Below are 23798 nucleotides of genomic sequence, written 5' to 3'. Positions count from 1 at the left end.
TAGCTTTTCATTTGAGAGCCTAATTGGCTATCTGGCTCCACACCGGGTATTCATCCAAATATCCGAACTGATACAGTTCCCGAAGCGCCATGCGTATGCTCGTCTCGTCCTCACCCGATTCGCTGGACATCTCGATCAGATCGTCCAACTGAATCTGAGGATGCTCTTTGCAGAACGCAAGCAGCCCCTTGGCTGCCCATGACAGCCGATCGTCCTGGAAATCACCGACCAAACGGCGGAATATTTTCTGGGAAATAATCTTCATCTCGACGAGGGTTTGCAGCGCTTTGGAGACCTGCTTCACATTCATGCGGCCCAGCTTCGCAATCTCGGCGAGTTCGGGAAAATTCGATTCCGAGGAAAAACATTTCAACACGATGACGGTCATCTGCGTATAAATATCCAAGCCGGGATAACGAAAAACGTCGTCCGACAGTGAAAAATGACGCACGGCCTCCTTCGTTTGACCATTGTCCATTCGATGTCCTCCTTATCTTGATCATGGAGTTCACCTACTCAGGCTCCCTGCCATGATCCGAGGTAGGCACCAGCTTACCCGAGTTTTGCCGGGACTGCCGGAAGATTTGTGCCATACTAAATTTCTTCGCTTCAGCGGCAGCTGTCTGGACGAGCGGTATCGACTCAACCGCCGCCAAGCTGTTATCGCTTACAGCAGAGGGCTTGTCCAGGTCTATCCTGTCTTCGTCTATATGGGGTAACGTATTTGTCATATCTTCCATCCAAGGTGAGGGAATGGAACCCCCCTCAGAGCCTGTCGTTTCGGCCGGCGGAATGACCGTCGGCCGTATGGCCGATCGCTGCTCGCGCACGTATTGGATCAGAATGTCCATAATGCCTTGACTGAAATAACCATCCCTTTTCAGCTGGTTCAAATAGTCGATGACTTCCGGCGGCGTATCTGACGGAATATACAGGGTTACGTCCTTGCCGGAACGAACGTAAACAGTGGATCGGCGTTTTTTCAATCGGAACCGCTCCCGCTATCAGCAGTGTCCTTCCCTGCCGAGCCGGCCGCGGCTTCATTCTCATGCTTCAACGCATGGTCCAGCATCAGGAACGTACCCCGCACATTACGGAATTGGCTGGTTTCGGCCGTATCGAACCGAATGGGCAGCCCGAGCTCGGCGTTCAATTTCTCAATCCATGGCTGCAGCACGACGGCTCCCCCGCCGATAAACCAGAACTCGTTCGCATAGCGAACGTGTTTCCAGGAGCTGCGGGCGAACTTCAGCACTTTCTCCGCCAATATGCGCATGTGCTTATTAATCAGGCTGGTCATGTCGAACACAACTTTGCCCTCGGCATAAATCTCATACTCTTTGTTGATCAGCATAAGCGTCAACTCCGCCGTACTCGCCAGCAGCTCTTCGCCTTGCGCATTGACTTCGTTACGAATGCTTTCCAGCGCATCGTTGAGATAGATTTTGGCGCCTGTGGAGTGCCTCTGATCCAGGTCGAGACCTGGTCTGAAGAAGGCGATATCCATATCGACGCCGCCAACATCGGCAATGCCGAAGCCCTTGTGCGACAGATGCGATTTCGATGTCGCTTCCAGATCGTATACGCCGGAGACGTCATCGATGCTAATATCGGTAGGCAGCGTAAATTCCATTTCCACGGTCACGCCTTTGAATCCGGGGGTTGTCACGAACGTAACGGAATGCACGCCACCCGTAATCTTCCGGGCGAATTCATCGCGAAACTTCGTGATTTCGCGAATCGGCAGGCCGGTGCCCAGGTTGACGGCGGCTTTGATCCGCTTCTTCCCCTTCTGGATGGCCCCTTCGTTCTGCTTGGCAATGGCATATGCCGCCGCCGTGAGGAGCGTCACCATCGTTTCCGGCCTTTGCGCTTTCTTCTGCACGGCTTTGTCCCCGACAATTTCATGAAGAATGCCTTCGTCACCAATGGCGAGATTGCCTACATAAACATGACGGTATTGGTCGCTCTCAATTGCAGGCGATGTAATTTGTACGTCGAGGAAATCCAGGGGATCACCTTGTTCCATCAAAAGAAATCGTTCACCAAACGGTTGTGCCAGCACATTAGGGAAAATGAAACTGCAGTCCAAATGGTCATAAATCACCTTGACATGACTGCTGCCGTTATCGATGGACAGCGTGATGGTCGTGGTTAAGACTTCGTTCTTTGTCAAGTCAATTCCCCTCTCCTACCTTGAATTGTATCTATATAAACATTCGAAAGAGAGAGCTAGATTCAGAGGGTATTTGGAATTTTCCGTTAATTTTATCACTTCTCTGGAATCAACTTTAAAGTTTAAAGTTTAAGATTTAACATTTAAGATTTAAAGCTCAAGCTTCGAACCTTAACGTTTAAACCTTAAAGTTTAAAGTTTGAACGTTAAGGTTCAAACGTCGAAGTTTATGGATAGCTGCAGGATAAGAGGAGGGTACTATGAGTCGTGTGCATCGCAAAGCGGGAGTTGGCGCGGGAGTAGGCACAGAACTCGACGAAATTTCTGATTCTATATGGAAAATCATACCGAACAAACAACACAGGAGGAAAGTGTCAGGATTTGCGCGTATTAAACCATAAAAAAAAGCCGGAATCAAGCATCCGGCATTTCTTTCATCGCATATGTTTTACTATCCGAAGACCATAAGGATTCGATTTCCTCCAGCGATTTCCCCCGCGTCTCAGGGACAATCCGCCATGTGAACAAGAACGTAAACAAAGACATAAAGCCGAAAATCCAGAAGGTCACGGCCGGACCTGCGGAACCCAGCATCGGCGGGAACGTTTGCGATACGACATAATCTGCCGTCCACAGCGCCATGGACGCGATCGCCGTCGCTTTCCCGCGAATGCGGTTCGGGAATATTTCCGACAGCAGCACCCACACGACCGGACCGAGCGAGATCGCAAATGCAGCGACATACAGCAGGATAGCGGCCAGCACCAGAGGCCCGGAAGGCTGTCCCGAATGGAACTCCATGCCGATAATGAAGAGGGAGGCCGTCATGAATGCCGTTCCCCATAGCAGCAGCGGCTTCCGGCCCACCTTGTCGATCAGCCAAATCGCCAGAATCGTAAACAGGAAGTTAATGAGCCCGACCAGAATCGTCTGAACCAATGAGGCATTGGTGCCGGCGCCCGTTTGTTTGAATATTTCCGGCGCATAGTACATAATCGCATTAATTCCCGTAACCTGCTGTAGAATAGCAAGCCCGACGCCCACGATGAGAGCAAGCTTCAAGGCGGGGCTGAACAGCTGGCGGACCGATCCGCTTTCCTGTTGGAAGGACTCCTTGATCTCCAGCACTTCCTGTCTCGCGAGCTGTTCGCCGTGAATGCGAAGCAGGATCGGAAGCGACTCCGCTGCCCTGCCTTGCTTAATCAGCCATCTCGGGCTTTCGGGCACGAAGAACAGCAGGATGAAGAACAGTAAGCCGGGCAGAACACCGAAGCCGAACATCCACCGCCATCCCGTAGATACATCCCATGCGTCGTCCCCGTAGCCGGCAATCCACATATTAACGAAGTACACCAGGAAGATGCCGGTGACCGTCGCGAACTGATTCAACGCTACAAGCCGGCCGCGGTACTTGGCGGGCGCGATCTCCGCGTTATAGAGCGGACAGAGCGTCGACGTGATCCCAATCCCTAGACCGCCAATCATGCGGGAAATGATGTAACCGGTGAATGTATCGGGAATCGCCGATCCGACCGATCCGATAATGAATAGCAACGCGGCCAGCAGCAGCACCTTTTTCCTCCCGAATTTGTCTCCCAGCACACCGGCGCTGGCAGCTCCTATAATACAGCCGATAATCAAGCTCGAGACCGCCCACCCCACCTCGATCTCACTCAGGTCGAAGCGTTCTTTCATAAAACCAACGGCACCCGACACGACAGCCGTATCAAACCCAAACAATAAACCGCCCAAAGCGGCAACCATCGATACGAGAATGACATATTTCATGCTGATTTGATCCTTTCCGACATCACCGCACTTCGCGCGTATGAGTCCTTGTTATATGCTGAATAAACGATATACTCTTGTGACAGTGCCCATTATATCACGGGTTCCGGGCATGCTCGGCTTCCTTTCCCTGCACTTAATTGGCGTTATCCAGCACAATTTTGACCCCCGCCTCAGTCTATGCGAAGCGCTGCCGCAAACTAGCACTATCTTGTCCGCACACGACAAAAAAGTCCATGCTATTGCGCATGAACTTAATCGCCCGGCTGATGGCGGTACTCCGTGGGCGTAACCCCGGTTACTTTTTTAAAAACACGGCTGAAATAATTAGGATCCTTATATCCAACCGCATAACAAACCTCCTTGAGGCTCAGCTGCCCCTCCCGGATGTAAGCTTTCGCCCTGTCAATGCGCAGCCCCGTCAAATAATCGATAAAGGTTTCCCCCGTATGCTGCTTGAACACCTTGCTGAAATAATACGGGTTCAAATGAACATGATCCGCGGCTTCCTCTAGTGACAACTCCTCTTGGAATTTGCCTTTAATGAACGTCACAGCCTTGTCGACAACGCTCCATGTCCGCTGTTCGCGCTCCTCCCGAATTTGCTTGATCGCCAATTCCACATAGGTGCGTTCCCTGCTTGTATCGCCCGTATCCCGCTGTCCTTCCATCGACACCTCATGCAGATCGCCGAAGCGGCAGAGGGTTCCCCACGTTTTGTGATACGTTGAGGCAAATACGGCTTCGTAATACGATCTTTTGATCCCCTGGATTCCTGCTCCCACGGAACCGATGCCGACGGCCGCTTCAATTCCCCGTTGGCTGCGCAGCGCCTCCAGCAGCTTGGCGCCAAGAGCCTGCGCCTCGTCTGACGGCCTATCTCCCCTCGCAGAGGGTTTCTCCAGAAAGAAAATAACCATATGGGAATAGACCATGGAACTGACTACACAGCCGATCCTGTCTCTGACGGCGCTTTTGGCCATCGCTTTGACCGATTCGTAAATCCTCTTCTTCTCCAGGCCTAATTCCTTCTCAGGGATATGCCCCAATTCCGGCACAGCGAGCACAAGCGCGCAGCCTTGATCGATAGAGAGACCTAGCAACTCCGCCAAGTTCCCCGCTTCCATCTCGCTGACTTGGTCGGACATAAAGTTCAGAGCCAGTTCCGTTTCCGCTAGAGGCAGCAGCTGGAACAGCTTGTCCCGCATGGCGAGCTCCTCGTCGCGCTTTCGCTGCTCCTGCTCAATCTCCGCCACCAATCGCTGCAGAAGCGAAACGATATGGTCCCGCCGGGCCGGTTTGACCACATACTCCTTAACCCCCAGGGCCAGCGCTTCTTGGGCATACTCGAAATATTCATAGGCCGTCACCAACACCATTTTGATCTGCGGGTGATGCGCCTTAATTTCCTTCAGAGCTTCCAGGCCGTGAATTCCCGGCATTTTGACATCCATCAGAATGATATGGGGTCTGTGCTCTTCCGCCTTCCGAATAGCAGCCCGTCCATTCTCCGCATGAATAATTTCGAACGTACCCGGCATCATCCGGCTCACAATCCATTCCATGCCTTCTCTCTCCAGAGCCTCGTCATCCGCGATCAATAGACGGTACATGGGGTTCCTCCTTTCCGGCGGCGGGCAGCTTGATAAGGACTGTCGTTCCTGCGCCCGGCCTGCTGACGATATCGACAAGATTCTTCCTGCCGTAAAATAATTCGAGCCTTTTGAACACATTGCGCGTCCCTAAGCCCGTAGATTGCCCGTGCTCCCGGCGGCCGGGAGGTTCCGCTTCATAATCAAGCAGTGCGGCCCGAACCTGCTCGTCCATCCCGATCCCGTTGTCGGAGATCGCAACCCGCACCTCCCCGGCTTCGCAGAACACCGTCAGCTTCAGCTCGGCCCCCTTCTCCATTCCTTCAATGCCGTGTACGAACACATTTTCCAGAATCGGCTGCAGGGTTAGCGTGGGCATGCTGACATCCAATCCCCGCTCGTCGATTTCTGTCACGAACTGGATCCGGTCGCGGAAACGGGCTTGTTGAATGGCGAAATATTCTTTGGCATGCTCCACCTCGTCTCTGAGCGTTACCGGGCGGTCCAGATTGCGAAGGTTGTACCGCAGCAGATTCGACATGGAGACGGTCAAGTCGCTTGTTCGTTCAGCACCTTCTATCAGCGCGAGCTTGGACAACACATTCAAAGAATTGAACAGAAAGTGCGGATTGATTTGATTTTGCAGCACCTCCAGCTCCAGCTCTTTGACCAGCTTGTCCTTCTCCAGGCTCATCTTCTCCTTCTGTATCAGCTCTCGCAAGTTGTCCTGCATCCGCCCGAACGCCGCAGACAAGACGCCAAATTCGTTCTCGGCACTGATTGCCGGAGCTTCCGTCTGCAGGTTGCCGCCGGAGATCAGCTGTGCAGCCTTCGTTAATTGCCGGATCGGCCTCGTAATCCCCAGTGAGATGGCATAAGCGAACACGACGCTGAACCATGTATTCAAGATAAATATCGCGATGCCCCAGCGGTTCATCGCCTCCGTTTGAAGCAGAATTTGCCGGTAGAACGGTCTGTAATAACTAAGCTCCGAATCGGTAAGCCGGTGCCCCTCATCCTGGATGAACGCGGCGGTTCGTTCCGCCTCCTCATACAACGCTATATAAGCCAGTGAATCGGGGCTTTCCAACGCTTTCATGACACTGTCTTCTTGCCGCGCGAAGGTCTCCATCATCCGCAGATAGCCGGAATGGGCGAGTCCTGTGCCAGGCATTGCGCTCCGCGCGGACAAGTCCGCGCTAAGGCGATTCAGCTCCTCCTTGAGCCCCAGGTAGGCCTGTAAGCTGCTTGCGCTGCGCTCTGCGACATAGGCATTCATCGCACGAAGGTTATCTTCCGTTTGCTGCGTAATCTGTTTGTATAATAATACACGGTCCAGCATGACATTGTAACTGAGCTGCACCGTTCTTCCGCTGTGGAAAATGTAATAAGAAACTGCGTTATTGAAAATAAACAGCGCAGGTATGACAATAAACAGCATTCTTCGTATGTTCATGGATTCCCTTTCATGATATCCGTCGCAGTAAAGCTTTGGGCCGGGATCGCGTGCCCCTGATAAAACTCGTTTAACCAATAAACCGATTTGGCGCCAATCTCCCGGGGATGTTGAACGACAACAGCCTTAATCGTCCCTTGATCGATGCCCTTCCGGGTCTCCTCCAAATCATCGAACCCGAAGACGCGGATATCGTTCCGGTTCGCCGCCTTCAATCCCTCGACAATCCCCGAGGCGTCCAAAGAACTGAATCCAACCATCGTTTGAATGCCGGGGTTGGCTTGCAGCATCGCTTCGGTTTGCCTGGCAGCTTGCAATCTGGAAATGTTGGAGGACCGGACATCGACAATCTCGAAGCCGCGGCGATCTGCTAGTAGGGAGCGAAATCCCTCCAACCGCTGCAGCTGATTGTCCGCCCTCTCGCTTCCGATCATGACACCGATGCGGCCCTTCCCTACGGCTTCTTGCGAAACAAGCTCTCCCATCCGTTGACCCGCTTCCCTGTTATCCGTCCCGATATACGCCAACCGCCGGCTCCCTGGCGCATCGGCATCCACAGTGATAACGGGAATTCCGGCCTCTGCCGCCTTATTAATCAACTCTTCATAGGCCGGCTCCTTGATGCCTTGCAGCAAGACGGCATCCGGCTTGGCCGCAATCGACTTCTCCAGCAGATTCGCCTGCTCGGCTGGGTTGATGCGGATCGGACCCATGTAGTCAACCTGCATGCCTAACTGTGCCGCTGTCTCTCTCGCACCTTGTTCAACCGTTCGCCAGAAAGGGTTATCCCGCTCTTGCGCAATGAGGATCACCCGTTTACCGGCTTCGCGCCCGGTATCGCCAGCCGCCATTTCCTTGACCAGGCGGTGAATCTGCCATGTAGACGAGAGGAACTGGATAATACAATAGCTAAAAATAAATGCCAGGCCTATGAGTCCGAATGTCCCGTATTTTCTCGACAAGGCGTGCCTCCGTTTCAGTCTGTCCTATGATTCACCTTCATTGTGACCGCGCGCTTCCTGAGATATACATCAGCGCTTTAGTTACAAAAGGGTAACTATCTTACTTAAAAGTACGTACTTTTCAATTCCGACCGGAACGTTCATAATAACATTGGCTGTCCGGTGACAAGATACGGATGGCGATCATGGTTTGCGGTGAAGGCGCCCTGCGCCAGCATATACATTCATTGAAGGAGGAAGTACGAATGACCATCACCAATTTACAATCCACAACAACGCTGCACAACGGGGTTAGCATGCCTTGGTTTGGTCTGGGCGTATTCAAAGTAGAGGAAGGCTCCGAGGTTGTCAGCTCCGTGAAAGCCGCGATTAAGAACGGCTACCGAAGCATCGATACGGCAGCTATCTACGGCAATGAAACAGGCGTCGGACAAGCCATCGCCGAGGCGCTTCAAGAAAATGGCTTGTCCCGGGAGGATCTCTTCGTTACTTCGAAAGTATGGAACGCCGATCTTGGCTACGAATCGGCGATCGCCGCCTACGAAGCCAGCTTATCCAAGCTAGGTCTTGATTACCTTGACCTGTATCTCATTCACTGGCCGGTGAAAGGCAAGTACAAAGAGGCTTGGCGCGCATTGGAAACCTTGTACAAAGAAGGCCGCGTCAAGGCGATCGGCGTCAGCAACTTCCAAATCCATCATCTTGAAGATGTCATGAAGGATGGAGAGATCAAGCCGATGGTAAACCAGGTTGAGCTTCATCCCCTGCTGGCTCAGCAAGAGCTGCACAGCTTCTGCCAAGCGAACGGCATCCAGTTGGAGGCTTGGTCGCCGCTCATGCAGGGTCAGCTTCTCGATCACCCGGTGCTAAGTGACATCGCCGCCAAACACGGCAAATCGATCGCCCAAGTGATTCTGCGTTGGGATCTGCAGCGCGGCATCGTGACGATTCCGAAATCGATCAAAGAGCATCGCATTATCGAGAACGCCAATGTGTTCGACTTCGCGTTATCCGAGGACGAGATGTCCCGTATCGGCGCTCTGAATGAGAACCGCCGCGTCGGCCCGGATCCGGACAACTTCAACTTCTAAGCCGCTATAAGAAAGGCACCGTCCCTTCCGCCATGGAGGGGTGCGGTGCCTTTGCTTTTGTGTTAAACCGCGCTATGCAGGGCTTGAAGCGCCGCTTGCCGGTCCTTGAGGAAGAAGATCGAATTCCCCTGATTGCATTCGTAGATAAAATCCTTCAGACTCTTGCTGTCGTATCCGTCATAGTCGCCGACGACGGCAATTTTCACCTGATAATTCGTATACTTTTGCAAAATATCGCCGGCCAGCTTTGTTTTCAGATCAAAAAACTCTTCCACAATATTGTTTTTGTGAATCAGCATTTTATCGCAGCCGGCCGTATAGCGAACCGACGCCATCAAGTCCAGCGCCGCTTGCACGTCGCCGATCAAGATGTCGTCGCTTTCCACAATTGCAACTTGGGAAGGCCCATTGACATCGACGGTTATGTTCATGCGCTCACCTTTTCTCCCTATTCCAATACGGTCTTCACGGCTTGGTCTAAGGCTGCAATCACCTTATCGCACCATTGATCGAATTCCTGATCTTCCCTTTGGAGCTCAGGATGCGTCAGGATGTGGGCAATAGTTTCCTTAATGCCTTGATCGAAACGCTTGGTTGCTACAAATTCAGGTACGAGCCGCTTCAGCTTGCTATTGTCAAAGACAACCGTATTGGCTTTATCGCCTAGCAACCCGCCTCTATAGCTCCCCTTGCTGCACGCATCCAGAAATTCGGAAGCGACATGCACCGCCTGCAGCTTGACGCCAAGCGCGTCGGCAATCGCTTCATAAATTTGATTCCAGGTCAGCGACTCATCCGATGTGATATGGACGGACTCTCCAATGGCATGCTTATTGCCCATGAGACCGATGAAACCTTTCGCAAAATCGCTGTTATGCGTCATGGTCCACAGCGAAGTCCCGTCGCCATGAATGATAACCGGCTTGTTCTCCAGCATCCGTTTGGCTACCTGCCAGCTGCCTTTGCTGCCATGTACGCCGAGCGGGATATTGCGTTCGTCATACGTGTGGCTCGGTCTTATGATCGTAATCGGAAATCCATGGTCCCGGTACTGCTTTAACAAATAATCTTCGCAAGCGATTTTATTCCTCGAGTATTCCCAATATGGATTCGAAAGAGGCGTCCCCTCTGTAATTCGATAGTCAGATAATGGCGTTTGATATGCAGAAGCGGAGCTGATAAACATAAATTGCTTCGTTTTACCTTGGAACAGCCGGTAATCCCGCTCCAACTGCGAAGGTTCGAATGCAATGAAATCCGCAACCACATCGAACTCCAAGTGTTCAATTAACTTCGCGACGACCTCCTCATCCCGAATATCCGCCGTCAGCAGGTTGGCCCCCGCCGGTAAAGACTCGTTCCTTGTCCCTCTGTTCAACAAATACAACTCGCATCCTTGTGCCAGCAGTTGTCGGGTAATCGCCGAGCTAATCGTTCCTGTTCCTCCAATAAATAGCGCTTTCATCATGCCACCTCCGGTAATCTTGAATCATCTGTAATTACTTCGCCATTGCGCCCGTAAACCCTCCTGTACAAAAAAGACCAGAGAAAGCGGTCCGCTTCCCTGGTCTCCGATTTAAATCTTTTTAACAAATTCGGATTTTAATTTCATGGCGCCAAAGCTGTCGATTTTGCAATCAATGTCGTGATCGCCTTCAATCAGCCGAATGTTTTTGACTTTGGTGCCTATTTTGATAACCATAGAACTGCCTTTTACTTTCAGGTCTTTAATGACGGTGACGGAATCCCCATCGTTCAGGACATTCCCGTTCGCGTCTCTCACGATTTTGACCTCCGCGTTCTTCTCCGAATCCGTATCTCCGTTCCACTCATGTGCGCATTCCGGGCAAATGAAGAGACCTCCATCTTCGTACGTGTATTCAGACTGACATTGGGGGCAGTTCGGTAAATTCGACATGATCTTATTGACTCCATTCGTATGGGTATTTCTATTCATAGCCCGGCGGCTCGCGAAAGAGCTGACCGGGTCTTCTTATTTGTTGCGGTCCGCTAACCGCATGGGCGCGAAAAACGCTTCCTCCACATCATCCGCAGGCAGCGGCTTGCTGTAATAATAGCCCTGGATTTTGCTGCACTCGTTATCCATCAGGATATCGAGCTGCTCTTTCGTTTCGATGCCCTCCGCGATCACATCCATGTTCAAATGCTGGGCCATCGAAATAATCGTAGCGACGATGGCTTTATCATTCGGGCTCACCGTGATGTCGCGGATGAAGGAGCGGTCGATCTTGAGCTTGTGGATCGGCAGCAGCTTCAAGTAACTGAGCGAGCTGTAGCCCGTTCCGAAGTCATCCAGGCTAATGCGAATGCCGGAATCCGTCAACTCGTTCAAAATGCCTTTGGACACCGAGGCGTCCATCATCATGCTTTCCGTAATCTCCAGCTCCAAATACTCCGGCTCTAGCTCCGTTTCCTGCAAAATCTCCTTAATATATGCCGCCAGATTCGATTGGTGGAATTGCTGGGACGATAAATTAACGGAAACTGGAATCAACGGCCCGCCGGCACGATGCCATGCTTTCATCTGCTGGCAGGCTTCACGGAGCACCCATGTGCCGATCTCATAAATCATGCCGGTCTCTTCCGCGATCGGGATGAATATGCCCGGAGAAATCGTGCCCTTCGTCGGATGCTGCCACCGAACCAAAGCCTCGACGCCAATCATCCGGCTATCACCGGCGCGAATTTGCGGCTGATAATGCAGCGACAGCTGATTGCGTGCGATGGCTTGTCTCAAATCGACTTCCAACTCAATTTTCTCCTGCAGCTGCGCATTCAACTCGCCGGTATAGAATTGATAGCCATTCTTCCCGTTCTTCTTCACTTCGTACATCGCGGTGTCCGCATTCCTGAGCAGCTGTACGGCGTCTGTTCCGTCTGACGGATAGACCGCAATACCGATGCTGGCTGTGACATAGAAGTCATTCTCTTTCAACCGGTACGGTACGCCTATCGCTTTAATAATACGTTCCGCCAGTTCAGCCAAACCCCGGTTATCATAGCTGCTGTCGCACAACAAAGTGAACTCGTCACCGCCCATACGGGCTAACGTCACCTTCGCATCGTCGATGGAATGAAGGATCCGCTCGCACATTTCCTGCAGGAACAGATCGCCATACGTATGCCCAAGGGAATCATTGATTAGCTTAAACCGGTCCAAATCCAGAACCATGACCGCGAACCGTTCGGTTTTGTTCTCGATGAATTCGTTTAGCGCTTCGTTAAACATACGCCGGTTCGGCATCCCAGTCAGTTCGTCATGAAAGGCGAGATGCTGGATTTTCTCTTTCGTCAACTTCTCTTCCGTAATGTCCTTGGCAATGATGTAGCTCCCTACGACTTGTCCATCCAGGATAACAGGCGCATTCACGACACTAAGCTCCACCCGGCGCCCGTCGTGATGCAGCATGGCGGTATGGTAGTTCTGCATTTCGCCCGATCTGGACTTCATGAACATCCCCGCCGTATACGCTTGCTCTTCCGGTACAATGTAAGGCAGCAGCTTATCGATCGTCTGATTCCGGAACCAGTCGTTGCCCAGCCCCGTGAGTTCGACCGCTGCGGAGTTGAAGCCCAGAATGCGGTACTCCATGTTAATCGATATGATACCGTCCTGGTTGTTCTCGAATAAGGATCTGAACCATTTCTCGTGTTGTTCGAGCTCCGAATCTTTGCTGGAGAAGCGGTTGGAGATATAAATGCCGAATAGCGAAAGCCCTAACGTAAACAGCGTACCGCCCGCTATAATATAAGCCAGAAGCTTCTGATCCAAGACTATGCCTTTGGGAATTAGCGTATCCTCAACATGGAATTCAGCTGCATACATGCCTGTATAGTGCATGCCGACGACGGCCGCTCCCATGATAAGGCCGCTCCCCAGCTTCTTCCACATGCGGCTCGGCTCATTTCCTTTGCGGAAGTAGAAAGCCAGCCAAAGCGCCGCAATGGAAGCTACGATCGCAATAACAATAGACAAAGTAAAATATACGGGTTTATATGTAATCCCGATCTCCATAGCTGCCATGCCGATATAATGCATAGCGACAATTCCGATTGCCAGCAGCAACCCGCCCGCCAGCAGCTGACGCACGTTCAACCGGCTTCGGCCGACGACGAACAGGGCTAGGAATGACGCGGCTATGACGACAACAACCGATAGGATGACGGTTAATAGATTATAAGACACCTCAATATTAAGCGAGAATGCGAGCATGCCGACGAAATGCATCGACCACACGCCAAGTCCCATTGCAGCTGCACCGAACAGCAGCCATGACCAGCGTGACATCCCTTTGGAGCTGCTGATTCTCCCTACGAGATCAAGAACCGTATACGATGCAACAACCGCAACAACATAGGAAAATGCAACTAAAACCATATCGTAAGAGCCGTGCAAATGGTGCATCGTCGTCCCCCGTTTCTTTCGACAATATTCTAGGTATTTTTCATCAATTCTATATTACCTGATTTAACGTGAGATAAATAGCACCATACAATGTAAAAAAGGGCCAACCAAGTTGCAGTTAACCCTTTTGACACAGATTGTTTACGTAAGATGTTACTGATTAGGAGGCATTTGGCCTTGCGGCGGGTTCCCCATGCCTCTGCGACCTCCGCCTGGGCCTCCCATGCCCTGTCTGGCTGCCGTAACACCCGTTTCGGATAACCAGGTAATGACGGAAGACTGGGTGAAATCAACGACTTTCGTGCCGCCTTGGTAAGTGCCGCCGTCATACAGCCCTTTGACCGCGCTGCCTGTCGATGTACCGCCTGTATAGAGCGTATAGGCTGCATCCTTCTTCAAGTTAGGCGAACTGACGAACAGCGACTGGTACGATTTGGCCGGCGCGAAGGTCAGGACGTCCTTCCCCCCGCTCTCCTGCAGATGCACCAAGGTGCCCGCTTGCTGCTGCTTCGAGTACGTCATCGGCCAGTTTATGAGTGATGCCGACGCACTGGAAGTGCTAAGCGGCTATCGCGCGAAGTTCGTACCGTCCGCGCAAGGCGGGCGCCACCGGGCGATCGTCGCCGTCGGCGTCGTCTGCGCCGAGTCGGCTGAAGCGGCGAGAAGCTTAGCCGCTGATGTGCCGTGGCTGCAGGCGGGCGGCGATGCCATGGCGCGGAGAACGCGCCGCGGAAAATGCTCGTCGGCACAGCGGCAAGCGTGCGCGGGGAGCTGGAGGCGCCCGCTCGGCACTGTGGCGTCGACGAGTTTTTGGTGGTGACGCCGATTGCTGACTATGAGCAGCGGCTGCGCTTTTATGAACTGCTGAGCGACGCGCTTGCGGAAATATGATTCGCTAATACGGCTGGAACAGTCGTTTTGGAAGTTAAAGCGGAAATACAATGCGTTATTCGTGCTGAAATTGGCTTGTTCACAGCTAAATTAACATAATAACGCATCTTATTTCCGCTTCAGCGGCTATTTGGCCTCGATTTACCTAAATAAGGAACTGTATTTCCGTTTAGCTTCTACTGCCCAAGCTCCCCAACTGAATCTACCTGCAAACCAAATGAGAGCAAACTCCTGAAATAATACCGCACACGCTCACACAACTAGCTTTAGCTTCCGCCGCCCAAACTCCCCAGCCGAAGGTCGCTAAAGAAGCGGCTGCGCTCCTATGAACTGCTGCCGACGTAATAGGCTAAAGGTTCTCGCATCGCGATTGCGGAAATATGATTCGCTAATACGGCTGGAACAGTCGTTTTGGAAGTTAAAGCGGAAATACAATGCGTTATCCCTGCTGAATTTGGCTTGTTCGCAGCTGAATCAACATAATAACGCATCTTATTTCCGCTTCAGCGTCCATTTGCACCGTTTATTCCCAAATAAGGAACTGTATTTCCCATTCGATCCTATCGCTCGATCTTTCCAGCCGAATCTACCTGCCAGCCGCACCAACTCCCGCCTCGCCCTCTATGAGAGCAAACTCCTAATACGACTGAAGCGAGGAGAATTTTAGCCGCTGATGTGCCGTGGTTGCAGGCGGGTGGCGATAGGGAGACCGCGCCGGAGGCGATTGGCTAAGGGGTTCTCGCATCACGTTAGCGGAAATACGGTGAGAATATCATCACCCTAACCCCGCCCCTCCACTTCACCGCGAACGCGCAGCAAACCAAACACCCGTCCCGCCAGCCTTACGCCAAGCATCAATCCGTAACCGAGCAAGCCTCCGAACACATTCAGAATCAAATCGTCCACATCGAACCGTCCAATCGAGAAAACAACCTGCAGCACCTCCAAGCTCAAGCTTAACGCCAAGGCGCGCATGAACACACCAACACAAGTTAGCCCTTGCTGCTTATAGATCACATAAAGGAATACGCCTAGCGGCATGAATATCGCAATATTGCCTATCAAATTATAGAGATTATGACTGGTCATGTTGCGTAAGGTGCTCGTTATCGTTTCAAAAGGCTGCAAATTGCCGGATAATAAACGCTCCTTCATATAACGGGGATGCTCAACGTCTTGATGAACCCGGTCCAGCAGGAAACCGAACTCCATCCGCCCGAACTTAAACAGAATGATCTTGAAGACAACATGCATATACAACGCATAAAACGCCGGCACGATGACGTCACGGATCAATTTCTTTGGTTGCATCCCGCTTCCCTCCCCTTTCCTTGCAGCTATGATCATAACGCCACCGTGACGATTACGCCGTCCATATTGTTGCCGGAAATCTCATAGGAACGTGCGCTCCCCATAGGAATACTCGTGCTTTTGGACACGGGATAGTAGGCTATCTCATATTTCTTTCCTTTCACCGTGGACGAAATTTTATTGTGATCTTTCAAATAGGCCATATATTCTTCGAGCGTAAAGTTATGCTGCTGCATAATGACGCTGTGCGGAAGACCCACATACCGGAAATGCCATGGCTCGTACTGAATGCCCGTGATCGCCGTCTTGTCCTTCGGATAACGCAAAATAAACCCATACTCGGATGCATGGTTGATCAACCATCTGCCTTCGGCAGCTTGATTCATATCCCCTTGCGACGATCCGATGTCGAGTGCCAGGCCCAGATTATGTTCGCTGTAGCCGGCCGGCAAGGCATAATCGGCCCCCATCTGCTTGTAAAGCTGGTCCTGCTCCTTGTTATCCCGATACCCGCTGTTTATCATGAAGTGGCGGACTCCGTCCTTCTGTGCCGCGCTCACCATCGTCGTGAAAACCCGCACCACATCTTGCGATAACCGAATGGAATTATCGGACAGACCGAATCCTTGAATGAGCTCCTTATGCTTCGCCAGTTCCACCACATCCGTCCGCATACCGCCTTGGCGTACGGGATAATCATTGTTCACCAATACCAGATTTCCTTGATAAATCTGATCCTTGGACACTTTTATCGATAGATCCTTCCCTTGGGAATTCACTTGCCTTGCTCCTGATTGAACGGCTTCAGCAGCATTGCCGGTAACGACTTCCGATTTCTGTTGATACGCCTCGTAACCTAACAATGCCAGGATCACAAGCCAAAAAGCCCACTTCTTCATCTTCGTTTCCTCCTTATCTTTGCTGCTACTTAAGAATAGGATGAACTCTTTAAAAAGAAGTGGGGACAAACTTTAAATTTTTCTTAAATTTCACTGCTGCGGCAGCCGCACTTCGAATAGCGTGCGAATCAAGCTGCTTTCCGCGGCAATCGATCCGCCGTGCTGCTCCACAATATTTTTGGCGATGAACAGGCCGAGTCCCGTGCCTCCTCCTTGATGCGTCCGCGCTTTATCCCCTCTATAGAACATATCGAATAGATGAGGCAGCTCCTCGGGAGGAATACTGTTGCCATAGTTGATCACTTGAACCACCACTTCGCCTTCCTCCAAGTACCCGTGAATATCGACATAGTGGCCGTCCTTCCCGTACCGGTTCGCATTCGTTAGAAGATTCTCAAAGACGCGCGCCAACAGCTCGCCATCGCCCCACAGGTTCAAGTGCGGGTTAATATGCAGTCTGACCTGCAGCATGCTTTTCTCAAACACGGGGTAGAGCTCTTCGTTTAATTGAAAAAGCAGCTGGCTGATATCGAGCGGTTTCTTCTCAATCGTCAGCATCCCGTAGTTCACGCGCGTGATTTCGAATAACTCGTCGATAAGCTTCTCCAGGCGACGCGACTTGGTGAAAGCAATCGATGTATAGTGCTTCACCTGCTCCTGAGTCAACTGTCCATCCCGCAATATCAAATCCAAATAGCCCAGCACCGAAGTTAGCGGCGTACGCAGATCGTGGGCCAAATTCAGAACGAGCTGGTCCTTGCTGCTCTCCGCAAAGTCGCCGCGTTCCACCGCCTTCTGCAGCTTCTCGCTAGCCATGTTGATATCATCCGCGATGCTCCTGAACTCGTCCTTGGAATCGATGTGCACGCGGCTCTTGAAATCGCCGTTCGCGAGCCGGTGAATCCCTGTCGATATTTCGCGGAAATAGGTCGCATATGGCTTAGTAAGGAAGAAGAAGAACAGGATCGCCAGCGGGATGAAGACAATCATGAAGAAATTGAGATCGCCGATTTCACGAATGATTCGGCGGTATTGCGCCAACGGTTCCTCCGCCCGGACGCCTGTATAGTACAATTGAAGCACTTTGTAAAGGATGTACGTAATCGCGCCGGAGATAAGCATGCTTAACCCTAGCAGCATAATCATCGTAAACCGGAAACTTCGAATGATGTTAGCCATGGAACGTATAGCCTACCCCCCAAACGGTTTTGATCCATTTGTCTTTGTTGGCATCTTCGCCAAGCTTCTTACGCAAGGTACGGATGTGCACCATGACCGTGTTGCCGCTTTCGAAATACGTCTCTCCCCACACTTGCTGGAAGATGTGTTCCGCGCTGAACACCTTCTTGGGGTGGCTGGCCAGCAGCACCAGAATATCAAACTCCTTCGGCGTCAGCTCGACACTTCGGCCATAGACGGTTACGTGGCGTTGATCCGCATCAATCGTTAATCCGCTGGCTTCTATTAGAGATCTATTCCCGGCCGCCGCCGATTGGCTTAACAGGTTCGACCGCCGCAGCTGCGCCTTCACCCGGGCGACCAGCTCCATCGGGTTGAACGGCTTGGTCATATAGTCGTCCGCCCCCATGACAAGCCCGGTTATCTTGTCCAGATCGGAGGATTTGGCACTTAGGAAAATGATCGGCATATTGTACTTTTCCCGGATCTGACGCGTGACTTCGTGACCGTCCAGCTTCGGCATCATAATGTCCAATATGGCCAGATCGACGGGCTGGGACTTCACGGCGTCCATGGCTTCCTTCCCATCGGCTACCTTGATGAGCCGATAGCCTTCTTTCTCCAAATGCAGCGCAATCAGATCCGCAATCTCCGGCTCGTCATCCGCAATTAATATCGTCGTGAGATGCATGGATATCCCGCTCCTTACTGCTTTTTGATCGTTCGCGTCCTAGCCGGCCGCCAATTAATAATTTTCACCAGCTGCTCCTGCATATAGGAGGATGAGTAAGCAAACCCGCTTTCAATCCAATGAAAAATAAGTCCCAAAAGCGCATGAATCGAATAAATGACGAGAAGCTCCGAGTTTATGTCGCTGCCGGGCTGTTCCAATTCATCCAAAGTGATATCTTTGAGCGCAAGGAACATTTTCTCCCGGAGATTCGGGATGACATTGCTTTTCAACAACGTGGAATAGATAGAAGCATGCTGGTAAATATGTTCGAAAATTGTGATCGAAGCCGCGGTAAGCTCACTCACACTGAATACATCCGCGTGCTCGTAGGGCGCTCGGAAGGATCCCAGCAGTTTCTCGATCAGCTCTTCCATGATATCGTCAAGCAAGGCTTCTTTGTTCTCATAATGGGCATAGAAGGTGCCGCGGTTGTAGTTCGCATGTTCCACGATTTCCGTAATCGTAATCGCGTCATAATCCTTCAAGACCATCAGGTTCAACAGCGCTTGTTTGAGCGCCTCTTTGCTTCGGATGATGCGGCGATCTGTCTTTTTATCCATATAGGACATCTTACCAACCCTTTTTATTGTACAAAATGAGCGATTCTGTTCGATACAGTACAAAGCGCGAAAGTTTACTGATTGTGGGGCTTATCGATTATTTATTATACTCTAAATATACAGATGTATCATTATTCAACACTTGTTGAAAATTCAAATTAATCAGGAGGCATTCCAATGAGACTCTCTGGTAAAATTGCTGTCATCACAGGCGCCGCTTCAGGCATGGGCAAAGCGATTGCGGAGTTGTACGCGCAAGAAGGAGCCAAAGTTGTCGTATCCGATCTTCGCCTGGAAGCTGCGCAAGCCGTTGTGAACGGTATTGAAGCAAGTGGCGGGGTGGCGATCGCTGTCTCGGCGAACATTGCGAAAGAAGAAGATGTGCAGCAATTAATCGATACGACGGTTGAGACCTTCGGGACTGTCGATATCTTGGTGAATAATGCGGGAATTATGGACAACTTCGTGCCTGCCGCGGATCTGACGGACGAGCTGTGGGAACGTGTATTTGCGATTAATACGACGGGAACGATGCGGACCACCCGCAAGGTGCTTCCTGTCTTCCTAGAAAAGAAACAAGGCGTGATCGTCAACATCGCTTCTGCCGGAGGTCTCTTCGGCTCCAGAGCGGGCGCTGCCTATACGGCTTCCAAGCATGCGGTCGTCGGCTTCACGAAGAACGTCGGCTTCCAATACGCTAACCAAGGCATACGGTGCAACGCGATCGCGCCTGGCGGCGTCAGCACCAACATCAGCACGACAATCAATGCGCCGAACCCGTTCGGGATGGAGAGAGCGATGGCCGGCATGGGCTTGAATCCGCGGGCGGGCGAGCCCGGCGAAATTGCCAAAGTCGCGCTGTTCCTCGCTTCCGACGACGCCAGCTTCGTGAACGGCACGGTCGTTACGGCGGATGCAGGCTGGACGGCTTACTAAAAGAATGAATCCCTCCTCGCGGTGCAGCAAGGTACAAGCCTTGCGGTACTTGCGGGAGGGATTTTCTTTTGCTGGCAGACTAGGACTGTCTTCTGCGATACAGATCTAAACTTTTGTAGCCCGCGCCCAAAACTTCCTTCATCTCCGTCCGCCGCTTATCCCTCGTCTTCTCCTGTGCGGCGCTGTATACATACCGAGCCCAATCCTTTTGGTAGCCCGGGGTCAGGGACTGATAGAAAGCGAGCGCCTCCGGTACATCTTGCAGATCCTGCTCCACATTCGGGATCATCTCGATGTAATCGCCCACACTTTGACTCGGCTTGGAGGATACCGCGCCCTTCCGCGCCTCCTCTTTGAACCCCACTACGGTGAATACATCGTCTAACCCCACCATCCGCGCAAACTTCAGCGAGCTTGTCCCGATATACCCTTCTTCGTCCGCACCGAGCCCTTCAAACAAGTGATCCCGGTGAATATAGGTCTCGTACACTTTATTCCCCTTCTTAGGGTACGCGGCGTACAAATAACCGCTCTTGCTAATATGATCGTTCTCTATCACCGTATGTACGAGCTTTTGCAGCGATTCCATATCCAGCACGAAAGCAAAGATCAGATCATACCGACTGCCGCTATGAAGCTCAGTGTCATACTGATCTAACCCGGCTAGCCGGTTTTCACCCTCCGGTTGACCGATGACGGCGGCTTTTTTGTATTTATGCAAATTCAGCTTCTCAACGATGGTCTTGGACATGTCGGCCTCCTGTGGGTGTTAATGAAGTATGAGATCACCGTTTCTTCACCTGAAACCGGCGGTGCAGCTCTTTAACCCGCTCCGCAAGTTCAGGCACAGGCCCGTCAATGGGAGTATCCGTGATGACATCTCCAATCGGAAGATTCCGGACCCGCGAGGCCGGAACGCCCATTTCTCCCAGCCATTGCGCCAGCTGCGCCGAGGAGCTCGCATAAACAATCCGGCCTAATCCGGCCCAGCCGTGAGCCGCAGCACACATCGGGCAGTGTTCGCCCGAGGTATAGACCGTTGCCCGGCTGCGTTCTTCCAGCGGCATATGATTAGCCGCCCAGCGTGCCAACGCGAATTCCGGGTGCTGAGTATGATCGCCTCCGGCCACGTGGTTGTGATCTTCCATAAGCACATCCCCGTCAGCTGACACCAGGATGGAACCGAACGGCTCATCGCCAGCCTCCAAAGCAGCCTCCGCAAGCTCCACACAGCGTTGCAGATATTTCAGATCCGAGTCGTTAATCATGGTTTAACCCTCCAATAATTCGTTAATGGACATGCATCTATTATATCACTTGGCAGCAAAAAAGCCCCATACAGGGGCTTTGTTACAGACTTATTGGCTATCCTATTCGGGAGCGCCCTCTCGACGCCCCTGCACCCTTACTTTCCACTCGCTAGCACCGCATTCAACCGGTCAAAGTTCTGTTCGTTGCCTTCGATGCAGTACTTCTTAGCATTCTCGAACTGCTTCGCTATCTTGAAAAGCTGCCGGAAGACGACTTTCGTACGGCCATCCACATCCTCGAAGGTAGCCGTCACTTGAAATTCCGGGGCGGACATATGCTGAATGACTATTCGCTCATTCGGGACGATCTCCACAAATTCGCTATGATTCGGATAGTCCTTACCATCCGGGCCGTGCATAACAAAACGCCACGTACCGCCCGGCCGCATGTCGCACTCGTGAAACGTGTTGGTGAAGCCCTGCGGCCCCCACCACTGAACCAACTGCTCGGGATTCACCCAAGCTTGAAAAACCTGCTCCCGCGGGAAGTCAAACTCCCGCGTCGAGATGATCTCATTCACGCCTGCGATAGCTTCCATGATAGCCCTCCTCCTTAGAGTGACTTGCCTAACGCATCCAGCATCTCTTTGGTACCATGCTCGCGGATCTCCGGCGTATCGTGTCCGTCGAAGAACGCTCCTTGCTCGGTGAAAACCAGCTTCGTGCCGCCCTCGACCTGGAAGAACTCGATCGTCGTCAGCGAAGCGGAGATGCGCGTATCGCCCGCATCCAGCGTGTATGTGTAGACGATGCGCTGCTCGTTTACGATCTCTTGGTAGGAAGCGTCATAGGTAAAGACAGGTCCCTCTGGCGGACCTCCGCTGCTGTATTCGCGGCCGCCAACCCGGAATTCGAAGATTTCGGGCTTCGAAAACCACTTGGATTTCTCGGCCTGGTCAGACCAAGCGCTGTATACCTTCCCAAGCGATGCGGCATAGGTGCGCTCAACCACGAAAGTGGCGTGTTTAACGAATCTTTCAATCATGATTCATCCTCCTCTGATTTCGTTCCATTCGTTTCATTGCCTAGGAATTTCCCCAGCGCATTCAGACTGTGCTCCCAGCTCGTCCGCCGCTCGAAGACAAGCTTCTCATGGCTTTTCTTCATCGCTTGCAGCAATCCTGTGAAGTCTTCCACAGTTAATGGCGCATTTCGTTGAATCGACTTCGATACGTGTTGAAGCTGCTCAAGGAGCTTCTGCTGGAGATTAATTTGCTCTTTGATACGAGCCATTTGCAGGTCAACAATCTCAAGCGCACTGATCCGTCCCCCGGTCAGGAGAGTCTTAATCTCGTCAAGCGACAAGCCCAGCTCCTTCAGCGATACGATCTGCTGCAGCCGCGAGAGGTCGGATTCGTTGTACAGCCTGTGACCGGAATCCGTCTGATCGGACGGCGAGAATAAGCCGATTTGATCATAGAAACGCAGGGTTCGAACGGTGAGTCCCGTTAATTGCGCAAGATCTCCTACCTTCCAATGTCGTTTCATGGCCACTCCTTCGTTAGCGCTAACTGCTTACCGGTAATTTGATTATAAAAGATGACGTAACGTAAGGTGCAAGAGGGAATTTCAAAAAAAGCACCCCGTAAGAGTGCCTTCAATGATCATCCAATGCTAGGATGGATCGGCTTGGGAGCGTTTTTTGCCCGGTGCGAACCAGCCGACTAGAGCTATAACAACCAAAACGCCGTAGAATACCAACGTCCAGCCCGTGCTATGCGGGAAATCATGGCCCAGAATGCCAATATCCCCATGAGCCAAGGTAATGACGGCAAGCTTCACGCCCACCCAAGCTACAATTGCATAAGCCGTTGTCTCCAGCGAGGGGCGCTGCTCAAGCAGCTTCACGAACCATGTCGCCGCATACTTGATTAAGATGAGCCCCGCGACGCCGCCGAGCACGACGACAATAAACTGCCCGCCGTCCATACCGCCGAAATCGCCAAGCGGGGAATCCGGCAGACCCAACGCGAGAGCCACGGCTGCTAGAATGGAATCAATGGCAAAAGCGAGATCCGCGAACGCAATTTTGCCAACCGTCGGCCAGAAGCCCTGTCCGGCGGAATCTTTGGCGTCTTTGCCGTGAGCGCCGCCCTTTCCTTTGTTCAGGCGCGCCGCAATGATGTGCTTTAACCCGAGATACAAGAGGTAAGCCGCACCAATCGCCTGCACTTGCCATACGTTCGCGATGAACGAAATCGCGAAGAGCGCCACAAACCGGAAAGCGAAAGCCATGATAATTCCATAGTTAATGGCTCGCTTCTTCTGGTCTTCCGGCAAGTGCTTCGCGATCACCGCCAAAACAAGCGCATTGTCGGCCGATAGTAAGCCCTCTAAACCAATCAGAATAATTAATGTCCATGCATACTGCAGCCAAAGTGATTCCAATTTACCTTCTCCTCTACGAAAAAGAATACTGTCGGCACTAATCTTAATTTATAGCGTAATGATGTCCTCCTCCTCCATTTTAGCTTAGATAAATCGGGCT

General features: G+C 51.9%; 26 protein-coding genes. 3 read left to right on the top strand and 23 right to left on the bottom strand.

Annotated elements, in window-relative coordinates; genetic code table 11:
• Positions 1–19: 19 nt before the first annotated feature.
• The 7 genes from J2X61_RS25145 to J2X61_RS25115 form a co-directional block, all read right to left on the bottom strand.
• Positions 20–478, bottom strand: a complete 459-nt coding sequence (locus tag J2X61_RS25145) for a hypothetical protein (RefSeq protein WP_274471897.1) — start codon at positions 476–478, stop codon at positions 20–22.
• 34 nt (positions 479–512) lie between these two features.
• The gene (locus tag J2X61_RS25140; RefSeq protein WP_310191664.1) at positions 513–986 is read right to left on the bottom strand and encodes a hypothetical protein; all 474 of its coding nucleotides are present in this window, start codon (positions 984–986) and stop codon (positions 513–515) included.
• Entirely contained in the window at positions 983–2176 is a 1194-nt protein-coding gene (locus tag J2X61_RS25135) for a ParM/StbA family protein (RefSeq protein WP_274471899.1), read from the bottom strand. Before J2X61_RS25135 ends, J2X61_RS25140 begins: the two co-directional genes overlap by 4 nt.
• 414 nt (positions 2177–2590) lie before the next feature.
• Positions 2591–3964, bottom strand: coding sequence for a sugar porter family MFS transporter (locus J2X61_RS25130; protein WP_274471900.1), 1374 nt, complete (start codon positions 3962–3964; stop codon positions 2591–2593).
• A 254-nt stretch (positions 3965–4218) separates the two neighbouring features.
• A complete protein-coding gene (locus tag J2X61_RS25125) occupies positions 4219–5577 on the bottom strand; it encodes an AraC family transcriptional regulator (RefSeq protein WP_310191660.1) in 1359 nt (452 codons plus the stop codon).
• Complete coding sequence (locus J2X61_RS25120; protein ID WP_310191657.1) at positions 5552–7012, bottom strand: sensor histidine kinase; 1461 nt, start codon at positions 7010–7012, stop codon at positions 5552–5554. Before J2X61_RS25120 ends, J2X61_RS25125 begins: the two co-directional genes overlap by 26 nt.
• Positions 7009–7974, bottom strand: a complete 966-nt coding sequence (locus J2X61_RS25115) for a substrate-binding domain-containing protein (RefSeq protein WP_310191653.1) — start codon at positions 7972–7974, stop codon at positions 7009–7011. Before J2X61_RS25115 ends, J2X61_RS25120 begins: the two co-directional genes overlap by 4 nt.
• A 245-nt stretch (positions 7975–8219) precedes the next feature.
• Between J2X61_RS25115 and J2X61_RS25110 the strand changes: the two genes are divergently transcribed.
• Complete coding sequence (locus J2X61_RS25110; protein WP_274471904.1) at positions 8220–9065, top strand: aldo/keto reductase; 846 nt, start codon at positions 8220–8222, stop codon at positions 9063–9065.
• A gap of 62 nt (positions 9066–9127) precedes the next feature.
• On the opposite strand, the gene J2X61_RS25105 is transcribed toward J2X61_RS25110, so the two are convergent.
• The 5 genes from J2X61_RS25105 to J2X61_RS25085 all read right to left on the bottom strand — a co-directional run bounded on the left by J2X61_RS25105 (position 9128) and on the right by J2X61_RS25085 (position 14013).
• On the bottom strand, positions 9128–9496 hold the full coding sequence (locus J2X61_RS25105; protein ID WP_310191648.1) for a DUF4180 domain-containing protein: 369 nt from the start codon (positions 9494–9496) through the stop codon (positions 9128–9130).
• 17 nt (positions 9497–9513) lie between these two features.
• Positions 9514–10530, bottom strand: a complete 1017-nt coding sequence (locus J2X61_RS25100) for an SDR family oxidoreductase (RefSeq protein ID WP_310191645.1) — start codon at positions 10528–10530, stop codon at positions 9514–9516.
• Positions 10531–10641: 111 nt separating this feature from the next.
• The gene (locus J2X61_RS25095; RefSeq protein WP_310191643.1) at positions 10642–10983 is read right to left on the bottom strand and encodes a zinc ribbon domain-containing protein YjdM; all 342 of its coding nucleotides are present in this window, start codon (positions 10981–10983) and stop codon (positions 10642–10644) included.
• 75 nt (positions 10984–11058) lie between these two features.
• Complete coding sequence (locus tag J2X61_RS25090; protein WP_310191641.1) at positions 11059–13464, bottom strand: EAL domain-containing protein; 2406 nt, start codon at positions 13462–13464, stop codon at positions 11059–11061.
• Positions 13465–13644: 180 nt separating this feature from the next.
• The gene (locus J2X61_RS25085; RefSeq protein WP_310191638.1) at positions 13645–14013 is read right to left on the bottom strand and encodes a hypothetical protein; all 369 of its coding nucleotides are present in this window, start codon (positions 14011–14013) and stop codon (positions 13645–13647) included.
• 162 nt (positions 14014–14175) lie between these two features.
• Here J2X61_RS25085 and J2X61_RS25080 point away from each other — a divergent pair, with 162 nt between their 5' ends.
• The gene (locus J2X61_RS25080) at positions 14176–14382 is read left to right on the top strand and encodes a hypothetical protein (RefSeq protein WP_310191635.1); all 207 of its coding nucleotides are present in this window, start codon (positions 14176–14178) and stop codon (positions 14380–14382) included.
• Positions 14383–15162: 780 nt separating this feature from the next.
• Here J2X61_RS25080 and J2X61_RS25075 read toward each other — a convergent pair.
• The 5 genes from J2X61_RS25075 to J2X61_RS25055 form a co-directional block, all read right to left on the bottom strand.
• The gene (locus J2X61_RS25075) at positions 15163–15693 is read right to left on the bottom strand and encodes a VanZ family protein (protein WP_274471914.1); all 531 of its coding nucleotides are present in this window, start codon (positions 15691–15693) and stop codon (positions 15163–15165) included.
• A gap of 32 nt (positions 15694–15725) precedes the next feature.
• On the bottom strand, positions 15726–16592 hold the full coding sequence (locus J2X61_RS25070) for a M15 family metallopeptidase (RefSeq protein ID WP_310191632.1): 867 nt from the start codon (positions 16590–16592) through the stop codon (positions 15726–15728).
• Positions 16593–16682: 90 nt separating this feature from the next.
• Positions 16683–17771 carry a sensor histidine kinase gene (locus J2X61_RS25065; protein WP_274471916.1) on the bottom strand — a complete coding sequence of 363 codons (1089 nt, stop codon included), beginning with the start codon at positions 17769–17771 and terminating at the stop codon, positions 16683–16685.
• On the bottom strand, positions 17764–18462 hold the full coding sequence (locus J2X61_RS25060) for a response regulator transcription factor (RefSeq protein WP_274471917.1): 699 nt from the start codon (positions 18460–18462) through the stop codon (positions 17764–17766). Before J2X61_RS25060 ends, J2X61_RS25065 begins: the two co-directional genes overlap by 8 nt.
• Positions 18463–18476: 14 nt before the next feature.
• Positions 18477–19064 carry a TetR/AcrR family transcriptional regulator gene (locus tag J2X61_RS25055; RefSeq protein WP_274471918.1) on the bottom strand — a complete coding sequence of 196 codons (588 nt, stop codon included), beginning with the start codon at positions 19062–19064 and terminating at the stop codon, positions 18477–18479.
• 177 nt (positions 19065–19241) lie between these two features.
• Here J2X61_RS25055 and J2X61_RS25050 point away from each other — a divergent pair, with 177 nt between their 5' ends.
• A complete protein-coding gene (locus tag J2X61_RS25050) occupies positions 19242–20000 on the top strand; it encodes an SDR family oxidoreductase (RefSeq protein WP_274471919.1) in 759 nt (252 codons plus the stop codon).
• Between the two features lie 79 nt (positions 20001–20079).
• Here the strand turns inward: J2X61_RS25050 and J2X61_RS25045 are convergent, their stop codons facing one another.
• From J2X61_RS25045 to J2X61_RS25020, 6 genes are all read right to left on the bottom strand, one after another.
• Complete coding sequence (locus J2X61_RS25045; RefSeq protein ID WP_310191626.1) at positions 20080–20751, bottom strand: YdeI/OmpD-associated family protein; 672 nt, start codon at positions 20749–20751, stop codon at positions 20080–20082.
• 34 nt (positions 20752–20785) lie between these two features.
• Positions 20786–21268 (bottom strand): nucleoside deaminase, encoded by a 483-nt coding sequence (locus J2X61_RS25040; protein ID WP_274471921.1) that lies wholly within the window; start codon positions 21266–21268, stop codon positions 20786–20788.
• A gap of 137 nt (positions 21269–21405) precedes the next feature.
• A complete protein-coding gene (locus tag J2X61_RS25035) occupies positions 21406–21849 on the bottom strand; it encodes an SRPBCC family protein (protein ID WP_274471922.1) in 444 nt (147 codons plus the stop codon).
• A 14-nt stretch (positions 21850–21863) separates the two neighbouring features.
• Positions 21864–22295 carry an SRPBCC family protein gene (locus tag J2X61_RS25030; RefSeq protein ID WP_274471923.1) on the bottom strand — a complete coding sequence of 144 codons (432 nt, stop codon included), beginning with the start codon at positions 22293–22295 and terminating at the stop codon, positions 21864–21866.
• Entirely contained in the window at positions 22292–22798 is a 507-nt protein-coding gene (locus J2X61_RS25025; protein WP_274471924.1) for a MerR family transcriptional regulator, read from the bottom strand. Before J2X61_RS25025 ends, J2X61_RS25030 begins: the two co-directional genes overlap by 4 nt.
• Before the next feature lie 126 nt (positions 22799–22924).
• Positions 22925–23698 (bottom strand): TerC family protein, encoded by a 774-nt coding sequence (locus J2X61_RS25020; protein ID WP_274471925.1) that lies wholly within the window; start codon positions 23696–23698, stop codon positions 22925–22927.
• Positions 23699–23798 lie beyond the last annotated feature (100 nt).

The organism is Bacillus sp. 3255, assembly GCF_031456485.1.
Taxonomy (GTDB): domain Bacteria; phylum Bacillota; class Bacilli; order Paenibacillales; family NBRC-103111; genus Paenibacillus_E.
Note: the sequence above shows the minus strand (reverse complement) of the source record. Positions and strands in the feature narration are given on the sequence as shown.

Coding starts and splice junctions, on each gene's coding strand:
- J2X61_RS25145 (WP_274471897.1), bottom strand. CDS start 478: ATGGACAATGGTCAAACGAAGGAGGCCGTGCGTCATTTTTCACTGTCG.
- J2X61_RS25130 (WP_274471900.1), bottom strand. CDS start 3,964: ATGAAATATGTCATTCTCGTATCGATGGTTGCCGCTTTGGGCGGTTTA.
- J2X61_RS25125 (WP_310191660.1), bottom strand. CDS start 5,577: ATGTACCGTCTATTGATCGCGGATGACGAGGCTCTGGAGAGAGAAGGC.
- J2X61_RS25120 (WP_310191657.1), bottom strand. CDS start 7,012: ATGAACATACGAAGAATGCTGTTTATTGTCATACCTGCGCTGTTTATT.
- J2X61_RS25110 (WP_274471904.1), top strand. CDS start 8,220: ATGACCATCACCAATTTACAATCCACAACAACGCTGCACAACGGGGTT.
- J2X61_RS25105 (WP_310191648.1), bottom strand. CDS start 9,496: ATGAACATAACCGTCGATGTCAATGGGCCTTCCCAAGTTGCAATTGTG.
- J2X61_RS25100 (WP_310191645.1), bottom strand. CDS start 10,530: ATGAAAGCGCTATTTATTGGAGGAACAGGAACGATTAGCTCGGCGATT.
- J2X61_RS25095 (WP_310191643.1), bottom strand. CDS start 10,983: ATGTCGAATTTACCGAACTGCCCCCAATGTCAGTCTGAATACACGTAC.
- J2X61_RS25090 (WP_310191641.1), bottom strand. CDS start 13,464: ATGGTTTTAGTTGCATTTTCCTATGTTGTTGCGGTTGTTGCATCGTAT.
- J2X61_RS25085 (WP_310191638.1), bottom strand. CDS start 14,013: ATGACGTACTCGAAGCAGCAGCAAGCGGGCACCTTGGTGCATCTGCAG.
- J2X61_RS25075 (WP_274471914.1), bottom strand. CDS start 15,693: ATGCAACCAAAGAAATTGATCCGTGACGTCATCGTGCCGGCGTTTTAT.
- J2X61_RS25070 (WP_310191632.1), bottom strand. CDS start 16,592: ATGAAGAAGTGGGCTTTTTGGCTTGTGATCCTGGCATTGTTAGGTTAC.
- J2X61_RS25065 (WP_274471916.1), bottom strand. CDS start 17,771: ATGGCTAACATCATTCGAAGTTTCCGGTTTACGATGATTATGCTGCTA.
- J2X61_RS25060 (WP_274471917.1), bottom strand. CDS start 18,462: ATGCATCTCACGACGATATTAATTGCGGATGACGAGCCGGAGATTGCG.
- J2X61_RS25055 (WP_274471918.1), bottom strand. CDS start 19,064: ATGGATAAAAAGACAGATCGCCGCATCATCCGAAGCAAAGAGGCGCTC.
- J2X61_RS25050 (WP_274471919.1), top strand. CDS start 19,242: ATGAGACTCTCTGGTAAAATTGCTGTCATCACAGGCGCCGCTTCAGGC.
- J2X61_RS25045 (WP_310191626.1), bottom strand. CDS start 20,751: ATGTCCAAGACCATCGTTGAGAAGCTGAATTTGCATAAATACAAAAAA.
- J2X61_RS25040 (WP_274471921.1), bottom strand. CDS start 21,268: ATGATTAACGACTCGGATCTGAAATATCTGCAACGCTGTGTGGAGCTT.
- J2X61_RS25035 (WP_274471922.1), bottom strand. CDS start 21,849: ATGGAAGCTATCGCAGGCGTGAATGAGATCATCTCGACGCGGGAGTTT.
- J2X61_RS25030 (WP_274471923.1), bottom strand. CDS start 22,295: ATGATTGAAAGATTCGTTAAACACGCCACTTTCGTGGTTGAGCGCACC.
- J2X61_RS25025 (WP_274471924.1), bottom strand. CDS start 22,798: ATGAAACGACATTGGAAGGTAGGAGATCTTGCGCAATTAACGGGACTC.